The 18,469-nt window shown below is 67.2% G+C and carries 20 protein-coding genes and 1 pseudogene; 7 read left to right on the top strand and 14 right to left on the bottom strand.

The window, feature by feature from the left end; translation table 11 throughout:
* Nucleotides 1-2: 2 nt before the first annotated feature.
* The 6 genes and pseudogenes from thiL to BSZ14_RS01960 all read right to left on the bottom strand — a co-directional run bounded on the left by thiL (nt 3) and on the right by BSZ14_RS01960 (nt 4,799).
* Complete coding sequence (thiL, locus tag BSZ14_RS01935) at nt 3-908, bottom strand: thiamine-phosphate kinase (protein WP_076709558.1); 906 nt, start codon at nt 906-908, stop codon at nt 3-5.
* Between the two features lie 16 nt (nt 909-924).
* Nucleotides 925-1,380 carry a transcription antitermination factor NusB gene (nusB, locus tag BSZ14_RS01940; protein WP_042490521.1) on the bottom strand — a complete coding sequence of 152 codons (456 nt, stop codon included), beginning with the start codon at nt 1,378-1,380 and terminating at the stop codon, nt 925-927.
* A 176-nt stretch (nt 1,381-1,556) separates the two neighbouring features.
* Nucleotides 1,557-1,908 (bottom strand): annotated as a pseudogene (locus BSZ14_RS20260) (GNAT family N-acetyltransferase).
* 41 nt (nt 1,909-1,949) lie between these two features.
* Nucleotides 1,950-3,245 (bottom strand): histidinol dehydrogenase, encoded by a 1,296-nt coding sequence (gene hisD / locus BSZ14_RS01950; protein ID WP_076709561.1) that lies wholly within the window; start codon nt 3,243-3,245, stop codon nt 1,950-1,952.
* A complete protein-coding gene (gene hisG / locus BSZ14_RS01955; protein ID WP_076709562.1) occupies nt 3,242-3,904 on the bottom strand; it encodes an ATP phosphoribosyltransferase in 663 nt (220 codons plus the stop codon). Before hisG ends, hisD begins: the two co-directional genes overlap by 4 nt.
* A gap of 181 nt (nt 3,905-4,085) precedes the next feature.
* Nucleotides 4,086-4,799: a murein L,D-transpeptidase catalytic domain family protein gene (locus tag BSZ14_RS01960; protein WP_042490517.1), complete on the bottom strand. Its 714-nt coding sequence runs from the start codon at nt 4,797-4,799 to the stop codon at nt 4,086-4,088.
* 197 nt (nt 4,800-4,996) lie between these two features.
* Between BSZ14_RS01960 and BSZ14_RS01965 the strand changes: the two genes are divergently transcribed.
* Nucleotides 4,997-5,608: a L,D-transpeptidase family protein gene (locus BSZ14_RS01965; RefSeq protein ID WP_076709564.1), complete on the top strand. Its 612-nt coding sequence runs from the start codon at nt 4,997-4,999 to the stop codon at nt 5,606-5,608.
* A 93-nt stretch (nt 5,609-5,701) separates the two neighbouring features.
* On the opposite strand, the gene BSZ14_RS01970 is transcribed toward BSZ14_RS01965, so the two are convergent.
* Together BSZ14_RS01970 and ykgO are read right to left on the bottom strand one after the other, a co-directional pair.
* The gene (locus BSZ14_RS01970; RefSeq protein WP_076709565.1) at nt 5,702-6,361 is read right to left on the bottom strand and encodes an HAD family hydrolase; all 660 of its coding nucleotides are present in this window, start codon (nt 6,359-6,361) and stop codon (nt 5,702-5,704) included.
* A gap of 9 nt (nt 6,362-6,370) precedes the next feature.
* Nucleotides 6,371-6,496 carry a type B 50S ribosomal protein L36 gene (ykgO, locus tag BSZ14_RS01975; protein ID WP_003046794.1) on the bottom strand — a complete coding sequence of 42 codons (126 nt, stop codon included), beginning with the start codon at nt 6,494-6,496 and terminating at the stop codon, nt 6,371-6,373.
* A gap of 186 nt (nt 6,497-6,682) precedes the next feature.
* On the opposite strand from ykgO, the gene BSZ14_RS01980 reads away from it, so the two are divergent.
* A complete protein-coding gene (locus BSZ14_RS01980) occupies nt 6,683-7,300 on the top strand; it encodes a DUF4136 domain-containing protein (protein ID WP_056430617.1) in 618 nt (205 codons plus the stop codon).
* Between the two features lie 4 nt (nt 7,301-7,304).
* Nucleotides 7,305-8,411: a M14 family metallopeptidase gene (locus BSZ14_RS01985; RefSeq protein ID WP_076709567.1), complete on the top strand. Its 1,107-nt coding sequence runs from the start codon at nt 7,305-7,307 to the stop codon at nt 8,409-8,411.
* A gap of 136 nt (nt 8,412-8,547) precedes the next feature.
* On the opposite strand, the gene pgmG is transcribed toward BSZ14_RS01985, so the two are convergent.
* The 3 genes from pgmG to BSZ14_RS02000 are packed head-to-tail and all read right to left on the bottom strand — an operon-like array spanning nt 8,548 to nt 11,028.
* Nucleotides 8,548-9,933, bottom strand: coding sequence for a phosphoglucomutase/phosphomannomutase PgmG (gene pgmG / locus BSZ14_RS01990; RefSeq protein WP_076709568.1), 1,386 nt, complete (start codon nt 9,931-9,933; stop codon nt 8,548-8,550).
* Nucleotides 9,926-10,195, bottom strand: coding sequence for a molecular chaperone DnaJ (locus BSZ14_RS01995; RefSeq protein WP_076709570.1), 270 nt, complete (start codon nt 10,193-10,195; stop codon nt 9,926-9,928). Before BSZ14_RS01995 ends, pgmG begins: the two co-directional genes overlap by 8 nt.
* On the bottom strand, nt 10,192-11,028 hold the full coding sequence (locus tag BSZ14_RS02000) for a division plane positioning ATPase MipZ (RefSeq protein WP_042490511.1): 837 nt from the start codon (nt 11,026-11,028) through the stop codon (nt 10,192-10,194). Before BSZ14_RS02000 ends, BSZ14_RS01995 begins: the two co-directional genes overlap by 4 nt.
* A 75-nt stretch (nt 11,029-11,103) precedes the next feature.
* Between BSZ14_RS02000 and panC the strand changes: the two genes are divergently transcribed.
* The 3 genes from panC (at nt 11,104) to BSZ14_RS02015 (ending at nt 12,640) form a co-directional block, all read left to right on the top strand.
* Complete coding sequence (gene panC, locus BSZ14_RS02005; RefSeq protein ID WP_076709571.1) at nt 11,104-11,949, top strand: pantoate--beta-alanine ligase; 846 nt, start codon at nt 11,104-11,106, stop codon at nt 11,947-11,949.
* A gap of 74 nt (nt 11,950-12,023) precedes the next feature.
* A complete protein-coding gene (locus BSZ14_RS02010) occupies nt 12,024-12,329 on the top strand; it encodes a hypothetical protein (RefSeq protein WP_076709573.1) in 306 nt (101 codons plus the stop codon).
* 149 nt (nt 12,330-12,478) lie between these two features.
* Complete coding sequence (locus BSZ14_RS02015) at nt 12,479-12,640, top strand: hypothetical protein (RefSeq protein WP_158069151.1); 162 nt, start codon at nt 12,479-12,481, stop codon at nt 12,638-12,640.
* Nucleotides 12,641-12,799: 159 nt separating this feature from the next.
* Here the strand turns inward: BSZ14_RS02015 and topA are convergent, their stop codons facing one another.
* The 3 genes from topA to plsY form a co-directional block, all read right to left on the bottom strand.
* Nucleotides 12,800-15,397: a type I DNA topoisomerase gene (gene topA / locus BSZ14_RS02020; RefSeq protein ID WP_076709576.1), complete on the bottom strand. Its 2,598-nt coding sequence runs from the start codon at nt 15,395-15,397 to the stop codon at nt 12,800-12,802.
* Between the two features lie 362 nt (nt 15,398-15,759).
* Nucleotides 15,760-16,839, bottom strand: a complete 1,080-nt coding sequence (gene dprA / locus BSZ14_RS02025) for a DNA-processing protein DprA (RefSeq protein WP_076709577.1) — start codon at nt 16,837-16,839, stop codon at nt 15,760-15,762.
* Entirely contained in the window at nt 16,832-17,437 is a 606-nt protein-coding gene (gene plsY, locus BSZ14_RS02030; protein ID WP_076709578.1) for a glycerol-3-phosphate 1-O-acyltransferase PlsY, read from the bottom strand. Before plsY ends, dprA begins: the two co-directional genes overlap by 8 nt.
* 103 nt (nt 17,438-17,540) lie before the next feature.
* Between plsY and murI the strand changes: the two genes are divergently transcribed.
* Nucleotides 17,541-18,338, top strand: coding sequence for a glutamate racemase (murI, locus tag BSZ14_RS02035; protein ID WP_076709580.1), 798 nt, complete (start codon nt 17,541-17,543; stop codon nt 18,336-18,338).
* The last annotated feature ends 131 nt before the right edge of the window (nt 18,339-18,469 follow it).

Consider the following 18,469-nt stretch of genomic DNA (forward strand, 5'->3'; position numbering starts at 1 on the left):
GGTCAGTTGGCCGCGCGGTGCTCATAGCCCCAGCGGGGCGGCAGCGGGATCGATTCGCCCGCATCGGTCAGGGTCAGGCCGTCACCGGCCGCAAAGCTGCCGACGCGCGTGGCGGCGACCGGCGGCGTGATCCCGGCGGGCAGGGCAAAGAGCAGTTCGTAATCGTCCCCGGCGGTCGCAGCGGCCAATCGCGCCGCCCGGTCGGTGCCGCCGAACGCCCGCGCCTCTTCCGACAGCGGGACCGTATCGAGCGCGATCGTCACCGCCAGCCCGCTCGCCCGCGCCATTCGGCCCGCGTCGAGCAGCAGACCGTCCGACACGTCCATCATCGCATGGACGACGGGGCCGAGTGCGCGGCCCTCGGTCAAGCGGGGACAGGGGCGGCGATAGGCGTCGCGCAGCGCGATCGGACCATGCCCTCCTTGCGCGATCGCCAGCCCCAGACCGGCATCGCCGATCGTGCCGGTGACCCACAAGCCGTCCCCCGCCCTGGCGCCGTCACGGGCAGGGGCGGCGGCATCGCGGCCGAAGGCGGTCAGCGTCAGGCTGCGCGGCCCCCGCAACGTCACGGTGTCGCCGCCGATCAGCGAGGCATGAAAGTGCGTCAGCGCGCTGCCCAGGCCATCCAGAAAGGCGCGGTCCCAGGCGGAATCACCCAGCGGATAGTTGAGCAGCACCCCTTCGACCAGCGCGCCCTTGGCGGCGAGGTCGGACAGGTTGGTCGCGACCAGCTTCCACGCGACATCGGCGGGCGGGTCGTGGGGCAGGAAATGCACGCCTTCGACCAGCGTGTCGGTGGTCACGACCAGCGGCGCGGCGGTCAGCACCGCGCTGTCGTCGACCAGTCCGCGCGCACCGGGATGCAGCGGCATCCGGCGCAACGCGGCGATGAACTCCGCCTCGGTCATCGGGGCGGGAGCGGGATCAGGCCCGCGCGACCTTGGCGATCGCGTCGAGCAGGCCGTTGACGAAGCCCGATTCGCGCTTCTCGTAGAAAGCGTGGGCGACATCGACATATTCGCTGATGACCGCGCCGACCGGCACGTCATGGCGCGCGATCAGCTCATAGGTCCCGGCGCGCAGGATCGCCTTCATCGGCTTGTCGAGCCGGTTCAGCGTCCAGCCCTTGGCCAGCTTGCCCTCGATCATCACATCGATCTCGCCCAGGCGCGCCTGCACGCCCTTCACGACATCGTCGAAGAAATCGATATCGGCATCGGCATATTCGACATCCTCGATGGTCGCGCCGATGCGGTGATTGTGGAATTCGTGGAGCAGCGCCGCCAGCGGGGTCTGTTCCATGTCATGCTGATAAAGCGCCTGAACGGCGGCAAGGCGCGCAGCGGCGCGCGCCTGGGTACGGGCGGGAGGACGAGTCATTGGCGGGCCTTTACCGGGCTGTCGTCAATCCGTCACGTGTTTTGGGACGGGTTTCGGGACAGAGGGGTGGGGAGTGGCCTTCGACTTCGCTCAGGCTGAACGGCGGTTGGGAAACTGGGCGGGATACCAAAACCCGTTCAGCCTGAGCGAAGTCGAAGGCCAAGGGATGCCAGACGTCACAATTCCCAACGAAAATACACCACACGCTCGGTCTCGACGAATCCCAGTGCCCGGTGCATCGCATGGCTGTCGACATTTTCCAGCTCGGCATCGGAGGCGAACTCCGAACATCCCTGCGCCCGACCCCAGTCCGCCACCGCCGCGACCAGCGCCCCGCCGCCGATGGTCGGGATCGACGAACAAGCCCTCCAGAAACAGCACCGGCGACGTGTCGCAGCCATTCACATAATCATGCCGGACCGCCGCCTCGGCAAAGCCGATCACCCGGTCATCCACGAGCGCGACGAAATTGCCATCGCCGCCGGGCGGTTCGCCTGCTTCATCCCCCCAGAGCGCCGCCCGCAACACCAGCCATCGTTCGCGATGCTCCGGCGCGGCGGGCGTGACGATTATCGGTTGAGCCGCAACCGCAACGCCACCGACTTGGCATGGGCGGGCAACCCCTCGGCATGGGCCAGCGCCACCGTGGCGGGGCCGAGTTCGTTCAGCGCCGTTTCGGTCAGGCCCAGGAAGCTCGTCCGCTTCATGAAGTCGAGCACCGACAACCCGCTGGCGAAGCGTGCGCGGCGGCCGGTCGGCAGGACGTGGTTCGGCCCCGCGACATAATCGCCAATGGCTTCCGGCGTGTGGCGACCCAGGAACACCGATCCGGCATGACGCAGCCGGTCGAACAGGCCCTGCGGATCGTCCACTGCCAGTTCCAGATGCTCGGGCGCGAGCCGGTCGACCAGCGGCATCGCCGCTTCCAGCGAATCGACCACGATGATCGCGCCGTTTGCATCCCATGCGGTGCGCGCGACGCTGGCGGTGGCCAGTTCGGGAATCTGGCGGTCGACGGCCTCGGCGACTCGCATGGCGAAGTCGGCATCGTCGGTGAACAGGATCGACTGGGTGACCGTGTCGTGCTCGGCCTGGCTCAGCAGGTCGGCGGCGATCCAGTCGGGATCGTTCCGGCCGTCGGCGACCACGACGATCTCGGACGGACCCGCGACCATGTCGATGCCGACCATGCCGTAGACCTGGCGCTTGGCCTCCGCGACCCAGGCATTGCCGGGGCCGGTGACGACATCGACCCGCTGGATTCTCCCTGCGCCGTAAGCCAGCGCGCCCACGGCCTGTGCGCCGCCAACCCGCCATACCTCGTCCACCCCCGCCAGATGCGCGGCTGCGAGGACCAGATGGTTGATCTCACCCTTGGGCGTCGGGGTGACCATGACCAGCCGCTCGACCCCCGCCACCTTGGCGGGGATCGCGTTCATCAACAGCGAGGAGGGATAGGCCGCGCGACCGCCGGGGACGTAGATTCCCGCCGCATCCACCGCCGTCCAGCGCGCGCCCAGCCGGACGCCCTGCGCATCGACATAGTCGGTGTCGGTCGGCTTCTGCTTTTCATGATAGGCGCGGATGCGTGCGGCGGCGAGATCGAGCGCGGCGCGCAGTTCGGGCTCCAGCGCCTCATAGGCCGCTCGGCAGTCCGCCGGTTCGATTCGCCAGCCGGTTTCGGCCAGGTCATGTCCGTCGAACTGCCTGGTGAAGGCCGCCACCGCCGCCTCGCCATCGTCGCGCACCGCGCGCAGGATCACCTGCACGTCGCGCGCGACATCGGCATCGCTTTCGCGGCGAGCGTCGACCAGCTCGTCGAAGGCGGCGGCGAAGCCCGGTTCTTGTGTATCGAGACGGATCATGCGGCTTCCTTCTCGGCCACGGCGCGGCGCAACGCCTCGACCAGCGGCACGACTTGCGCCCGCGTCTTCATCGCGGCGCGATTGACGACCAGGCGCGAGGTGACCTCCTCGATCACCTCGACCTCGACCAGTCCGTTTTCCTTGAGCGTGCGGCCCGACGACACCAGGTCGACGATGCGCGGTGCCAGGCCCAGCGTCGGGGCCAGCTCCATCGCGCCGTTCAGCTTGACGCACTCGGCCTGCACGCCCCTTGCGGCGAAATGGCGGCTGGTGATGTGCGGATATTTGGTCGCGACGCGGACATGGCTCCACCCGCGCGGATCGTCGCTCTCCGCCATTGCGACCGGCTCGGCGACCGAGATGCGGCAATGGCCGATCTTCAGGTCGACGGGCGCGTACAGCTCGGAATAGCCGAATTCGGACAGCACGTCGGAGCCGACGATCCCCAGCTGCGCCGCGCCATGCGCGACGAAGGTGGCGACGTCGAAGGCGCGGACGCGGATCAGCTCGATGCCGGGGACATCGGTGGCGAAGCGCAGTGCGCGGCTGTCCTTGTCGGTGAAGGCGGCTTCGGGCCGGATGCCGGCGGCGGCGAGCAGCGGCAGCGCCTCGGCCAGGATGCGTCCCTTGGGGACGGCGATGATGAGCGGCTGGACCATGAGGATCGGGGGCTTAACCACCCCGGTGGGGGATCGCAATTCTTATCCTCCCCGCATCGGGGAGGGGGACCACCGCGAAGCGGTGGTGGAGGGGGATCGCCGCAAGATATGTCTTCTGTGGCGATCCCCCTCCGTCAGGCCTGCGGCCTGCCACCTCCCCGTGCCGGGGAGGAATGGGGATTCACACCTTCGCGGCGTAGATCATCCGGCCGGGGCCGAGATTGGCGAACACGCGGTCCAGTTCGTTCTCGCCGACCGCGAAGCAACCCTGGCTGCGCCCCAGCATCCCGTGGCTGCGGATCATGTCGCGATTGGCATACCAGGCCGAGTGGATCACGATCGCGCGGCCCAGCGCATTGTCGTTGGTGGGGTCCAGCCCGACCAGACGCTGCGACCGGCCATGCTTGCCGACATAATAATTGTCGGTCAGGAAGGCGCCCTCGCTGCTGGCGTTCGAATTGAACGCGTTGGAAAAGCGCTGGACATAGCCGCTGTGCGACGGGTCCGATCCGCTGCCGTGCGAGACGAGCAGCGATTGGCTCTTGCCGCTGATCAGATCGACCAGATGGAGGCGCGGTTCGGACGAGCCGACCGCGAAATCGACGATCGCCATCCGGTCACGCTGGCGAACCTGCGAACCATGCTTCTGCAGCGACGCCATCGCCTGGCGCAGCAGCGCCGGGCGGACGACCCGCGAAGAGGCCAGGATCGCCTGCGGCACCGCCGGAACGGTCGGACGGCTCGGGATCGGTGGCTGGCGCATCGGGCGCAGATCGCCCGAGGTCAGCCTTTCCCGAGCGCTCACAGCCCCCGGAACCGCCAGTGCCCCGGCCAGCACCAGCGCGTTCTTCAACAGCGCGCGCCGACCCGGCGCCGCGTCCAGATTATCGTGCATTTTGGTCCTTCAACCCCAGAATTCCCGCAAACCCTATGTAGCAAAGGTCAGGCCATTTTTCTGCCCATCGGCCCATCGGTTGATCGCTTGGTTCCATCGATTCAGCGAAAGTTCCGCCGCAGCGCAAAAAATTTCGCTTGGCACAAATTGTCGCTTGACGGGTTTAAGATTTTGTGAACTCGCCAAGGAAAAGGGATATGAAGGCTTTCGCTTTTGCCGCCTTGCTGGGCGCTACGACGCTGGGTCTGGCTGTGCCGGTACTGGCCGAGGAAGGCCCGGCCACTGCGACCGTGGCCCAGGCTGCTGCCGCTCTTGCCCCCAACCGATTCGTCTGGGCCGACCCCTCGATGGCGCAGGCCGATCCGATCGCGCTGCCGGTGACGGTGGTCATCAGCCTGCCGATGCAGCGCGCCTATGTTTATCGCGGCGACATGATGGTTGCGGCGGCGTCGGTGTCGACCGGCAAGGACGGCAAGGACACCCCCGTCGGCGTCTTCCCGATCCTGCAGAAGCGCGAGATGCATCGCAGCAACCTGTATAATTCGGCCCCCATGCCGTTCATGCAGCGGCTGACCTGGGACGGCGTGGCGCTTCATGCGGGCAACAATCCGGGTTTCCCCGATTCGCATGGTTGCATCCGGCTTCCTGCGGCCTTCGCCAAGAAGCTGTTTTCGATAACCTCGGTGGGGACGAATGTGATCGTCACCGACCAGATGGTCGGGGATCATTTCGATCCGATGCTGTTGGAGACCGAGGCGAGCCAGGCGAGCCAGGCGAATCAGGCGCAGCTGGCGTCGCTGGAGCGGTGAGGGATTCCCGTGCGCTTCGACTTCGCTCAGCGTGAACGGGGTTTCGTATCAAGTTCCGTTCAGCCTGAGCGAAGTCGAAGGCCACGCTAAGACCTAAGCCACCAATCCCAACGCCCGAAGCTGTGGCCGCACCGTCGCCTCGTCGGTGAAGTGCAGCGCATGAATGCCCAGCGCCGCGGCCGCATCGATATTCGCACGATTGTCGTCGATGAACACCGCCTGCCCCGGCTCCAGCCCGAATCGGGCGAGCGCGAGGTGGTAGATGGCGGGGTCAGGCTTCACGAGCTTTTCGTCGCCCGACACCACGATGTCGCGGAAACGGTCGAACAGCGCCGATTCGCGCGCGCGGAAGGGCGGCCAGAATTCGTGGCTGAAGTTCGTGATCGCGAACAAGGGCACGCCGCCCGCGTCCAGTTCGGCGACGAGTTCGTGCATCCCGGCAATGGGATCGCCAATGCTCTCGCCGAAGCGCGGACCCCAGGCGGCGATCAGTTCCCGGTGTTGCGGGTACAGCGCGATCAGCTCCGCCGAGGTGTCGGCGAAGTCGCGGCCCGCATCATGCTGGAAATGCCACTCGGTGGTGACGACATCGCGCACAAATGCATCGAGCGCCCGATCGTCCGCGATCAGGCGCCGATACAGGATCCGGGGATCCCAGTCGTAGAGCACACGACCGACGTCGAAGATGACGGCGGTCGGCCGATCGGCGCGCGTCACGGGCTGTCCGCCCGTCACGTTCGATTCGATCGGCATCAGGGCTGATTAGCCCTGGCGCGCCTTGAAACGACGGTTGGTCTTGTTGATGACATAGGTGCGGCCGCGACGGCGGATCACGCGGTTGTCCCGGTGACGATCCTTGAGCGACTTCAGGGAATTGCGGATCTTCATGATCGATTCGCTTCTTTTGAACTGGAGGGTGATCTGGAAAGCGTCGCCGCCTAGTGGCAACCGGCACTCAAGTCAAGGTTCCGGCATGACGGATGGGTCATGATCGCCGCGCCCTCTTCCGCCGCCGGATCATCCCCCATATGTCATGCGTTGCCCATCCGTAACATCTCTCAAGGTCTTCAACGCATGAAAGCCCGCTCGCTCCTGATCCTCGCGGCCGCCGCCGGAACGCTGGCCGCCTGTTCCACCACGGGCGGGCGTCTGCCCCCGACCGAGGTGATCCGCTATCACCTGGGTCAGCCGATCGCGCGCGGGACCATCCGCGTCGAGCCGCTGTCGGCCACCGGCCCGGCCAGCATCGAGTTCAAGACCTATGCCGCCGCGGTCGAGACCGCGCTGCTGCGCAACGGCTATTCGCTGGCGCAGGGGGATGCGCAGCCCGACTTCATCGCCACCGTGAACTTCACCCGCGCCAACCGGCTGGGTCCGCCGCGTCCCTCGCCCTTCTCGATCGGTCTGGGGGGCGGCAGCTTCTCCGGCGGTCGTGGCGGCGGCGTGGGGCTGGGCGGGGGGCTGAGCTTCCCGATCGGCAAGAGCCAGCCGCAGGAGATCATCGGTACCGAATTGTCGGTCCAGATCAAGCGTCGCGTCGACCAGTCGCCCATCTGGGAAGGCAGCGCGCGAAACATCGCGCCGGTCCAGGCGCTGGCCAAGCTCGACGCGCAGGCGCAGGCCGCCAAGCTCGCCGATGCGCTGTTCACCAAATTCCCCGGCGAATCAGGCCGCACGATCGAGGTGAAGTAAGGCGATGACGCTGACCATCAACGCGTCGTTCGACGGCGGCAATATCCGCGTCGTGGCGATCGAGGGCGACCGGGTCGACCTGGAAATCGTCAAGGACAAGGATTCCGACTTCTACCAATGGTTCTATTTCCGGGTCGGCGGGGCGAAGGGGCGGACGCTGACCTTCCGCATCCTGAACGGCGCGGATTCGGCCTTTCCCGATGGCTGGACCAATTATCACGTCCGCGCCTCGACCGACCGGCAGGATTGGCGGATGACGCCGACCACCTATGCCGATGGCGTGCTGGAATGGCAGTGGACGGGCGAGTCGGACCTCGCCTGGTTCGCCTATTTCGAGCCGTACACGATGGAGCGGCACAGCGACCTGATCGCACGAATCGCGGCAAAGGGTGTCCATCACGAAGAGATCGGCCAGACGCTGGATGGCCAGCCGATCGACTATCTGCGCCTTGGCTCCGGCCCCAAGCAGGTGTGGCTCTATGCACGCCAGCATCCGGGCGAATCGATGGCCGAATGGTGGATGGAGGGCGCGCTCGACTGGCTGACCAGCCCGGCGGCCAAGCCGCTGCTGGCGGCGGCGACGGTCCATGTCGTGCCCAATATGAACCCCGATGGCACGCGGCGCGGACATCTGCGCACCAATGCGGCGGGGGTGAACCTCAACCGCGAATGGCATGAGCCGACGCCCGAGCGCAGCCCCGAAGTGCTGTGCGTGCGCAATCGCATGGACCAGACCGGCGTCGACTTCGCGATCGACGCGCATGGCGACGAGGCGATTCCGGCGAACTTCATCGCCGGGTTCGAGGGCATTCCCAGCTGGACCGAGGAACACGGCGCCAAATTCTACGCATTCGGCCGCCGCCTCGCCGCACACACGCCCGATTTCCAAACCCAGATGGGCTATGAGAAGTCGAGCGCGGGCAACGCCAATCTCTCCATGTCGACCAACCAGCTCGCCGAGCGATTCGGTGCGGTGTCGGTGACGTTGGAGATGCCGTTCAAGGACCATGCGCCGAATCCGGACCGCGTCCATGGCTGGTCTGGCGCGCGTTCGGCGAAGCTGGGCGTGTCGTGCCTGGAAGTGCTGTCGGAGATGATCGGGGAGATTTGACCGATTGGCGGGGAGGTCCTTGGTGGGGGGCTTCCCTTGGCCTTCGACTTCGCTCAGGCTGAACGGCGCGAAGGAATAGCGGCCAAATACCCCAACCCCCGTTCAGCCTGAGCGAAGTCGAAGGCCACGCCCGACGCTACCGCCGCACTCCTTCGGCCGCCAGATAGCGGTCCAGTTCCGCCAATACCCGCTCCAGTCCGGTGCTATCCCAGGCTTCGGCGCGCACGGTCAGCGCGGCCTGGGTGTTCGACGCGCGCAGCAACCACCAGCCATCCGCCGTCCGCACCCGGACGCCATCGGTGTCGTTCACCTCCGCCCCGTCGCGGGCCAGCGCCGCCGCCACGCGGGCAACGATGGCGAACTTGTCTGCCTCCGCCACCGTGATCCGCGTCTCGGGAATATCGACCATCGCGGGCATCGCGCCGCGCAGCTCGGTCATCGAGCGGCCCGCCAGATGCACGCTGCGGATCAGACGAATCGCGGCATAATGGGCATCGTCGAAGCCATACCATTCGCCCGCGAAGAACAGATGGCCCGACATCTCGCCGCCCAGCGGTGCCCCCGTCTCGGCCATCTTGGTCTTCATCAGGCTGTGCCCGGTCTTCCACATCACCGGCCGTCCGCCCAGGCCTTCGATATGGTCGAACAGCGCCTGGCTGGCCTTCACGTCCGCCACGATCGGTGCGCCCGGATGCTCGGCCAGCGCAGGCCCCGCCAGCAGCATCAATATCTGGTCGCCCCAGATCACCCGGCCCTGTCCGTCGATCGCACCGATCCGGTCGCCGTCGCCATCGAAAGCGAATCCGAAATCGAGCCGTCTCTCCGCCACCAGTCGCTTCAGCGCGTCTAGATTGGCCTCGACCGTCGGATCGGGGTGATGATGCGGGAAATGACCATCCACATCGGTGAACAGCGTATGATGCTCACCCGGCAGGCGCTGGACCAGCTTTTCGATGACGGGGCCGGACGCGCCCGAACCGCAGTCCCAGCCGATCCGGTACTCGCCGCCCGTATAACCGGCCAGCAGCCTGTCGACATAGGCGTCGAGGACGTCGACCTGTTCGACCGTCCCAGCGCCCTCGGTCCAGTCGCGCGCCGCCGCCATGCGCGCCAGATCCTGGACATCCTCACCGAAAAAGGGGCGATGGCGCAGCACCATCTTGAAGCCATTGTCGTCGCGGGGATTGTGGCTGCCCGTTACCTGTACGGCGCCGTCCACCCCTAAGGTCGCTTCGGCGAAATAGACCATCGGCGTGGGGCCGAGGCCGATGCGCACGACGTCCACGCCGCTGTCGGTCAGCCCCTCGACCAGCGCGGCCTCCAGCATCGGCGAGCTGAGCCGCCCGTCGCGCCCGACCACGACGCGGGTGCCGCCCGCGCGCCGCACGCGCGTCGCAAAGCCGCGCCCGACGGCATAGGCCGCGCCTTCGTCCAGTGTCTCGGGCACCGTGCCGCGCACGTCATATTCGCGGCAGACGCTGGGGTGGATTTTGGCCGCCCGCTCAGCCCCGGGATCAGGCATCACGGCGCGCCAGCAACAGGTCGCGCGCGGCGTTCACCCGCCGCGTCAGGTCGGCCGAGCCGCCGCGATCGGGATGAACCTGCCCGATCAGGCGGCGATGCGCCTGGCGAATCGCCTCGACGTCCGCGCCCGGCGGCAGGTCGAGGATCGCCAGCGCGTCCGCCTCGTCCCGTGGCAGCCGGGGCGCGGGTTTCGGCCTGGCCGGACGTAGCATGTAGCGCCACACCAGCCAGATGACCGCCAGCGCGATCAGCCATTTCATGCGGCGGCGTCTGTCTCGTTCGCGCCCGCCGCGACCGTTTCGGCTCCCGCGTCCGCACCCCCTTCGGGCAGTTGCAGCGCGGCCATCATCTCGCGCAGTTCCTGCCGCGCGGCGACATGGCCCAGCCCCATCGCGCCGAACTCCTTGGCGTCGATCATGGTCAGGCCGTTGGGGAACATCTCGCGATAGATGACGCGCTCGCCAAGGCCCGGAATGACCCGGAAGCCGACCCGGCGCGACAGATCGCCCAAGGCATCCGACACCCGGCGCATGTTGCGCGCCTCGATATGCTGAAGCCGGTTGCGCAAGACGACCCAATCGATGGTGGTGCCGTCGGCCCGCGCCCGCTGCTTGCGCGCGTCCCAGATCAGTTCCGAATAGAAGCTGGGACGAGTCACCTGGAACGTCTCCGGGTCCACCTGTCCGATCAGGTCGAAGTCGACAAAGCTGTCGTTCATCGGCGTGACCAGCGTGTTGGACAAGGCCGCCGCCGTCCGCGCGAAATGGTCGTCGCGGCCCGGCGTGTCGACGATCAGGAAGTCGGCATCCTGCGACAGGCCGAACCACAGCTCCTCGAATCCCTCCTCGGTCTGGCTGGTATGAGTCGCATGGACCGGCATGGGCAGCTTGTGCCCGGTGCGCTTGATCGTGTCGGCCCGGTTGTCGAGATAGCGGCCCACCGTCCGCTGGCGATGATCCAGATCGAGGCACGCCACGCGTGCGCCCTTGGCGGCCAGCGCGATCGCCACATGAACCGCCGTCGTCGATTTGCCCGTGCCACCTTTTTCATTGGCAAAGACGATGACGTGCGTTGAAGATAGCCGTTCCGGCAACTCGTCGCTTCCTTATTGATCCCCGTTGCCACCCTACATAGAAGCCCTCGGCGTGGGGAACGAGGGGTAAAATCAGTGCAAGTCATTCGGGATCGCGAAGCCTTGGTCGAGGCGCTCGCCGCTTTGCGTGCCGAGGGTGCGCGCGTGGCGCTGGTGCCGACCATGGGCGCGCTCCATGCCGGGCATATCGCGCTCGTCGAAGCGGCGAAGCGGCCGGGCACCAAGGTCGTGGCGTCGATCTTCGTCAACCCGAAGCAGTTCGGCGCGGGCGAGGATCTGGGCCGCTATCCCCGGCGCGAGCAATCCGACATCCGGATGCTGACCGAGGCGGGCTGCGACCTGCTGTGGATGCCGGGCGTCGAGGTGATGTATCCGGATGGCCATGCGACCTCGATCCGTGTCGATGGCGTCAGCGAAGGGCTGGAGGGGGCATCGCGCCCCGGCCATTTTGACGGCGTCGCCACCGTCGTCGCCAAGCTGTTCAACCAGGTCGGCCCCGATGCGGCGTATTTCGGCGAGAAGGATTTCCAGCAGCTGGCGGTGATCCGGCGCATGGTCACCGATCTCGACTTCCCCATCGACGTGGTCGGCGTACCCACCCAGCGCGACGATGACGGCCTGGCCCTGTCGTCGCGCAACATCTATCTCGACGAGGAACAGCGGGCCAAGGCGGTCGCGCTGCCGCGCGCGCTGGGCGTTGCGGCGCGCGCGATCGGGCGGGGCGAGGAAACAGCGACCGTTTTGGCCGATGCCCGCGCGACCCTGACCGCCGCCGGGTTCGAGGTCGATTATGTCGAGCTGGTCGACGCGGTAACACTTTCACTCGATTGCACCGTCGAACGCCCGCGCCGTCTGGTGGCCGCCGCACGCATGGGATCGACCAGACTGATCGATAATATCGCTGTCACCGACCCGTCATGAGTTAACCAATTTGTGACCGTTATGGCCATAGACCCAGAGTCGGACGCAGAGGCGTCCGAACAGAGGGGCAGGATATGGCCAATAGCAGCAAATCCGCACAGTTCCTGATGGAAAGCCGGTTCGCCGACCAGGTGGCGACCGACGATGGTGCGACGATGTACGACCTGGGGGTCGCCTATTCGACCGGGTCCGCGGGCAAGCGCCTGAACCTGGTCGAGGCGCATAAGTGGTTCAACCTGGCGGCGGTCGCGGGCTTCCTGCCCGCACAGATCGCGCGGGCCGAAGTGGCCAGCGACATGACCGCGCGCGAGATCGCCGAAGCGCAGCGTCAGGCCCGCGCTTTCCTCCACGGCAACATGCCGCAGATGCGCGCGGCCTGACGTCACGTTAAGATGGCACGACCATTGGTGGTCGTGACGATGGACGGTGTCGAAGCGTAAAGCAAAAGGGTGTGAATGACGGCACGGTGACGATCAGCTTTTGGCGTCTTGTCGTTCACCTGGGGGTAGCCATAGCCATCGGCCTGTCCGTGACGATCATGCTCGAACGCTACGCCAATTTGCCGCACGGGATGGTGGCCGATGATTCCCATGGCCGATCGCTGGCTGGAATCATCGGATTGGGCTTTGGACTGCTTGCGCGTCGTGGTTTCGACAAGCTCTTGCCTTTGGCGGAGCGGAGCAGATCTTGAGCACGGCGAGAGTGATCGGAGGCCGGGCGCCTTCGGTGTGTCGCCACTTTATGTTGAAGTCGGGAAGCGATGGTAGATGCGGGCTGACCCCGCCGACCGCCGCGCGCTGATCCGCCCGAACGGGGCGGGCCGGGATCAGCTCACGGGATCAGGTTCGACTCAGGCTTCGCTCGTCTTCTTCGCCACAGCTTTCTTGGCCGGAGCCTTTTTGGCTGGCGCTTTCTTTTCCGCCGTCTTCTTGTCCGCCGCCGCCTTGGCGGGTGCCTTCTTGGCTGCGGCCTTCTTCGCCGGTTTCTTGCGCGCCGGAGCGGCCGCCGCCCGCGCGTCGATCAGTTGCACGGCTTCCTCCAGCGTCAGCTGGTCCTTGTCGACCGTCTTGGGGATGGTCGCATTCGTCTCGCCATCGGTGACGTAAGGGCCATAGCGCCCCTCCATCAGCTTGATCTCCGCCTCGGTGCGCGGATGCTTGCCCAGCACCTTGAGCGGTTCGCGCGACGCGGTGCCGCGCGCGGCGCGCCCGCCACCTGCTGCCGCCTCGGCCAGCTTGACCACGGCGGCGTTCATGCCCGTCTCGAACACATCGGCGGTCGAGGTCAGGCGCGCATATTTTCCGCCATGCGCCAGATAGGGACCATAGCGTCCGATCGAGGCGGTGATCGGCTCGCCCGTTTCCGGATGATTGCCGATGGTGCGCGGCAGGCTGAGCAGTTTCAGCGCCCATTCCAGGTCGAGATCGACATCCTTGGGGATCGAGGCGCGCTTGGCGTCCTTGCCCTCGCCCAGCTGGATATAGGGGCCGAACCGCCCCGACTTGCGCTCGACCGGAAGGCCGGTCTCCGGGTCCTGGCCTAAAGTCTCGGGGCCGCTATCCTCGCCCGCGCCCTCGCCGCCTTGCGCGAATCGACGGGTATATTTGCACTCGGGGTAGTTGGAGCATGCGATGAACGCGCCGAACCGGCCGCCGCGCAGCGCCAGCTTGCCCTCGCCGCAGTTCGGGCAGAGGCGCGGGTCCGACCCGTCCGCCTTTTCGGGGAACAGGTAAGGCGCCAGGAACTGGTCCAGTTCGGCGGTGATCGCCGAGGGCTGTTGCTCCATCACTTCCGAGGTGCGCGGCTTGAAGTCGCGCCAGAAGGCATCGAGCACGGCCTGCCACTGGGCGCGGCCACCGGACACATCGTCCAGCTCCTCTTCCAGCTCGGCGGTATAGTCGTAGCCGACATATTTCTCGAAGAAGCGCTCCAGGAACGCCGTCACCAGACGCCCGCTCTCCTCGGCGAAGAAGCGGTTTTTCTCGACGCGGACATAGGCGCGGTCCTTCAGCGTCTTGATGATCGACGCATAGGTGGACGGACGCCCGATGCCGAGTTCCTCCATCCGCTTGACCAGCGATGCCTCGGAGAAGCGCGGCGGCGGCTGGGTGAAGTGCTGCTCGGCCTTCACCTCCTTCTTGGCAGGCGCATCGCCCTCGCGCAGGCGGGGGAGGCGGCGGGCCTCTTCGTCCTGGCTGTCGTCCTGGCCTTCTTCATAGAGCGCCAGATAGCCTGGGAAGAGCACGACCTGTCCGGTCGCGCGCAGGACATGGCGGCCGGTGCCGTCGGCCATGTCGATGGTGGTCCGCTCCATCCGCGCCGAGGCCATTTGCGACGCCAGCGCGCGCTTCCAGATCAGGTCGTAGAGGCGGCCATGATCGCCCGAACCCGCCCGGTCGCGGGAGAAGTCGGTCGGCCGGATCGCCTCGTGCGCTTCCTGCGCGTTCTTGGCCTTGGACTGGTACATGCGCGGCTTGTCGGGGACGTAAGAACCGTCATAGCGGTCGGCCACGGCCTTGCGCGCCGCCGAGATGGCCGATCCGTCCATCTGGACGCCGTCCGTACGCATGTAGGTGATCGCGCCGTCCTCATAGAGCTGCTGCGCGATCCGCATCGTGTGATCGGCCGAGAAGCCCAGCTTGCGCGCGGCTTCTTGTTGCAGGGTCGAGGTGGTGAAGGGCGGCGGCGGGTTGCGCGTCGCGGGCTTGGTCTCGACCGACTGGATCTGGAAACGGCCCGCCTCGACATCGGCCTTGGCACGGGTGGCGTCGCCCTCATTGCCGATCGACAGGCGGTCGAGCTTCTTGCCCTCCCACTGGACCAGACGCGCCACGAACGGCGTGCCGTCCTGCTCCATATCGGCGGTGACCGACCAATATTCCTGCGGGCGGAACGCCTCGATCTCGCGCTCGCGGCTGACGATCAGGCGCAGCGCGACCGACTGGACGCGGCCCGCCGACTTGGCACCGGGCAGCTTGCGCCACAGCACCGGCGACAGGGTGAAGCCCACCAGATAGTCGAGCGCGCGGCGCGCGCGGTACGCGTCGATCAGATCGGTATCCAGCTCGCGCGGATTCTGCATCGCATGCAGGATGGCGGGCTTGGTGATCGCGTTGAACGTGACCCGCTCCACCTTGTCGGGCAGCGCCTTGCGGTTCTTCAGAACCTCCTGCACGTGCCACGAAATCGCCTCGCCCTCGCGATCGGGGTCGGTGGCGAGGATCAGTCGGTCGGCCTTCTTGGCCTCGTCGGCGATCGCCTTCAGCTGGCGCGCCTTGTCCGCGTAATTTTCCCACTCCATCGCGAAATTCTGGTCGGGGTCGACCGATCCGTCCTTGGGCGGCAGGTCGCGGACGTGACCATAGCTTGCCAGGACGCGATAGTCCGAACCCAGATATTTCTCGATGGTCTTCGCCTTGGCGGGCGATTCGACGATGACAAGCTGCATGAGTGGTAAAACTACGTCCCTTACGTGTGTACGCGAGGATGGGGAGGGGGCGGGGGGCCGTCAAGCGGGGTTGGTTCGGGTGTGGCGGGTGTCGAGGCGTGGCCTTCGACTGCGCTCAGGCTGAACGGGTGATGGGGAGTTGGGTTCACGCGAAGACGCGAGGACGCGAAGAAGATGTGTTCGCGCGGAGGCGCGGAGGACGCAAAGATGTCTGGATTGCCGTGAATGCGGCACCGTAACCTCCACGAGGAGAAAACCGGTGCTGCCCCCCTGTGAAACACCTCTGCGTCCTCTGGGCCTCTGCGCGAACCCATTCCTACCGCCCGTTCAGCCTGAGCGACGTCGAAGGCCACGTCCCAACCTCATGCCAGCGCCACCCGGCCGCCCGCATGGCGCTCAAGCCGTCCGGCGAGTTCCAGCTCCAGCAGGATCGTCTGGACGATGGCGGGTGGGCGTCCGCTTTGGCGGATGAGTTCGTCCACCGTCACCGCCACCGGGCCGAGCAGGTCGGTCACGCGCGCACGGTCGGCGTCGCTCGCCTCGTGCGGCGGCGGGGGCGTGTAGCGGCTTTCGGGCGCGCGGACCATGCGGGCGTCGATCGGGCGGATCTGTTCGAGAATATCGGCCGCCGACTGGATCAGCGTCGCGCCCTCGCGGATCAGCATGTTGCACCCTTGCGCTCGCGGGTCGGCGGGGTGTCCGGGGACCGCCATCACCTCGCGCCCCGCCTCGCCCGCCAGCCGTGCGGTGATGAGCGAGCCGGAGCGCGGCGCGGCCTCGACCACCACCGTTCCTTGCGCCAGCCCTGCGATGATCCGGTTGCGTGAGGGGAAGTGGCGGGCGAGCGGCTGCGTCCCCGGCGGCTGTTCGGCGATCAGCACGCCGCGGGTCGCGACTTCCTCCTGCAACCGCGCATTTTCGGGCGGGAAGGCGATGTCGATGCCGCTGGCGATGACGCCGATCGTCCCGCCGTCGAGCGCGCCGATATGCGCCGCCGTGTCGATGCCGCGCGCCAGTCCCGAGGTGACGGGCACGCGCTGCGCCGCCAGATCCTGCGCCAGTCCGCGCGCGAAGCGGCACGACGCGGCCGAGGCGTTGCGCGCACCGACCAGCGCCACGCCGCCGCGCCGGGCCAGGGCGATGTCGCCGCGCACGATCAGCGCGGGCGGTGCAGTGTCGAGTTCGGCGAGCAGCGCGGGGTAATCGGCCTCACCCAGCAGGACATGACGCGCGCCCAGCCGCGCAACCGTCTCGATCTCGCGGGCGATCAGCGCCGGATCGGCGGGCTTGGGAGCTTCGCCGCCGCCGCGCCGGGCAAGCTGGGACAGCCCGTCGAGCGCGGCCTCGGCCTCGCCGAAGCGCGCCATCAACTGCCGCCAGGTAACAGGGCCGATGCCATGCGTCCGCAGCAGCCGGAGCTGCGCGAACCGGGCGTCAGTCACGCTTCTTGCCGATACGGGGTTCGGTCCCGGCCAGCAGCCGCTCGATGTTCGAGCCGTGCTTCCAGATGATGATCAGCGCCAGCGCAATCAGCAGCAGCACCAGGTCGAACCGGCCCAGCACCGCCGCCGCCAGCGGCGCGCTGACCGCCGCCACCATGCCCGCCACCGCCGAGATGCGGATCGTCGCCAGCAGCCCCAGCCAGACCACCGCATAGACCAGCCCCAGCGGCCAGTGGAGCGCGGTGACGACGCCCATCAACGTGGCGACGCCCTTGCCGCCGCGAAACTTCAGCCAGATCGGGAAGCAGTGGCCGACAAACGCCGCGGCGGCCGCCAGCACTTCCTCGCCGGGCAGCCAGTGGCGCACGATCAGGACGGCGGCGACACCCTTTAGCAGGTCCAGGATCAGCGTCGCGGCGGCCAGCCCCTTGCGGCCGGTACGCAACACGTTGGTCGCGCCGATATTGCCCGATCCGATGCTGCGCAGGTCGCCCGCCCCGGCGGCGCGGGTCAGGATGATTCCGAAGGGAATCGACCCCAGCAGATAGCCGATCAGCAAGGCCCAGGTCGGCGGCCCCCAGATGATTTCGGTCGGCAATAGTCTTCCCCTGTGCTCCGGGACAGACATAGAACATACGCGTTGGCCTGTCCAATCCGGTGCGGCTCTGGTTTCGCACGCGCACGGCGCTTATGAGGCGGGAATGAGCGATGCGCGTCCGATATTGTTCTTCGATTCCGGGGTGGGCGGGCTGTCGATCGCGGGGCCTGCGCGCGCCGTGCTGCCGATCGCGCCCTTCGTCTATGTCGCCGACAGTGCGGGCTTTCCCTATGGCGAGAAGACCGAGGCGGAGATTGCCGGGCGTGTGCCCGCCTTGCTCGGGCGGCTGGCCGAGCGATATCGGCCGCGGCTGATCGTGATCGCCTGCAACACCGCCTCGACCATCGCGCTGCCTGCGGTGCGCGCGGCACTCGATCTGCCGGTGGTCGGCACGGTGCCCGCGATCAAGCCGGCGGCGGCGATGAGCCGGACGCGGACGATCGGCGTGCTGGGTACGCGGGCGACGGTGCGCCAGGCCTATGTCGATGATCTGGCGGCGAAGTTCGCCGGGGATTGCCGGGTGATCCGGCACGGCTCGGCCGAACTGGTCGAGCTGGCCGAGGCGAAGTTGCGCGGCGAGATGCTGGCGCCCGAATCCTTCGCGGCGGTGCTGGACGGTCTGTTCGGGCAGAAGGGCGGCGAGTCGATCGACGTGATCGTCAATGCCTGCACCCATTTCCCGCTGGTCGAGGCGGAGCTGGCGGCGGCGGCGCCCCGGCCGGTGGCCTTTGTCGATGGCGGGCCGGGGATCGCACGGCGAATCGCGTTTTTGACGGAGGGACAGGACTGGCCCACCCATCCGGGCGAGGGCGTGGCCGTATTCACGCGACTCGGCGAGCGGGAGCAGGCACTCGCCCCCGGCCTGGCGGCGCGGGGTTTTGCGCGGATCGAGGCGCTGTAAGCCCCAACCTCCGTTCGCACTGAGCGAAGTCGAAGTGCACGGGATGCGGGTGGGGCTAGGCGTTTCCCGTGGGCTTCGACTTCGCTCAGCCTGAACGGAGGTGGGAGGACAAGTGCAAGGTTGGCCCTTGC

It is taken from the genome of Sphingomonas sp. Sph1(2015) (genome assembly GCF_001970915.1).
Taxonomy (GTDB): Bacteria; Pseudomonadota; Alphaproteobacteria; order Sphingomonadales; family Sphingomonadaceae; genus Sphingomonas; species Sphingomonas parapaucimobilis.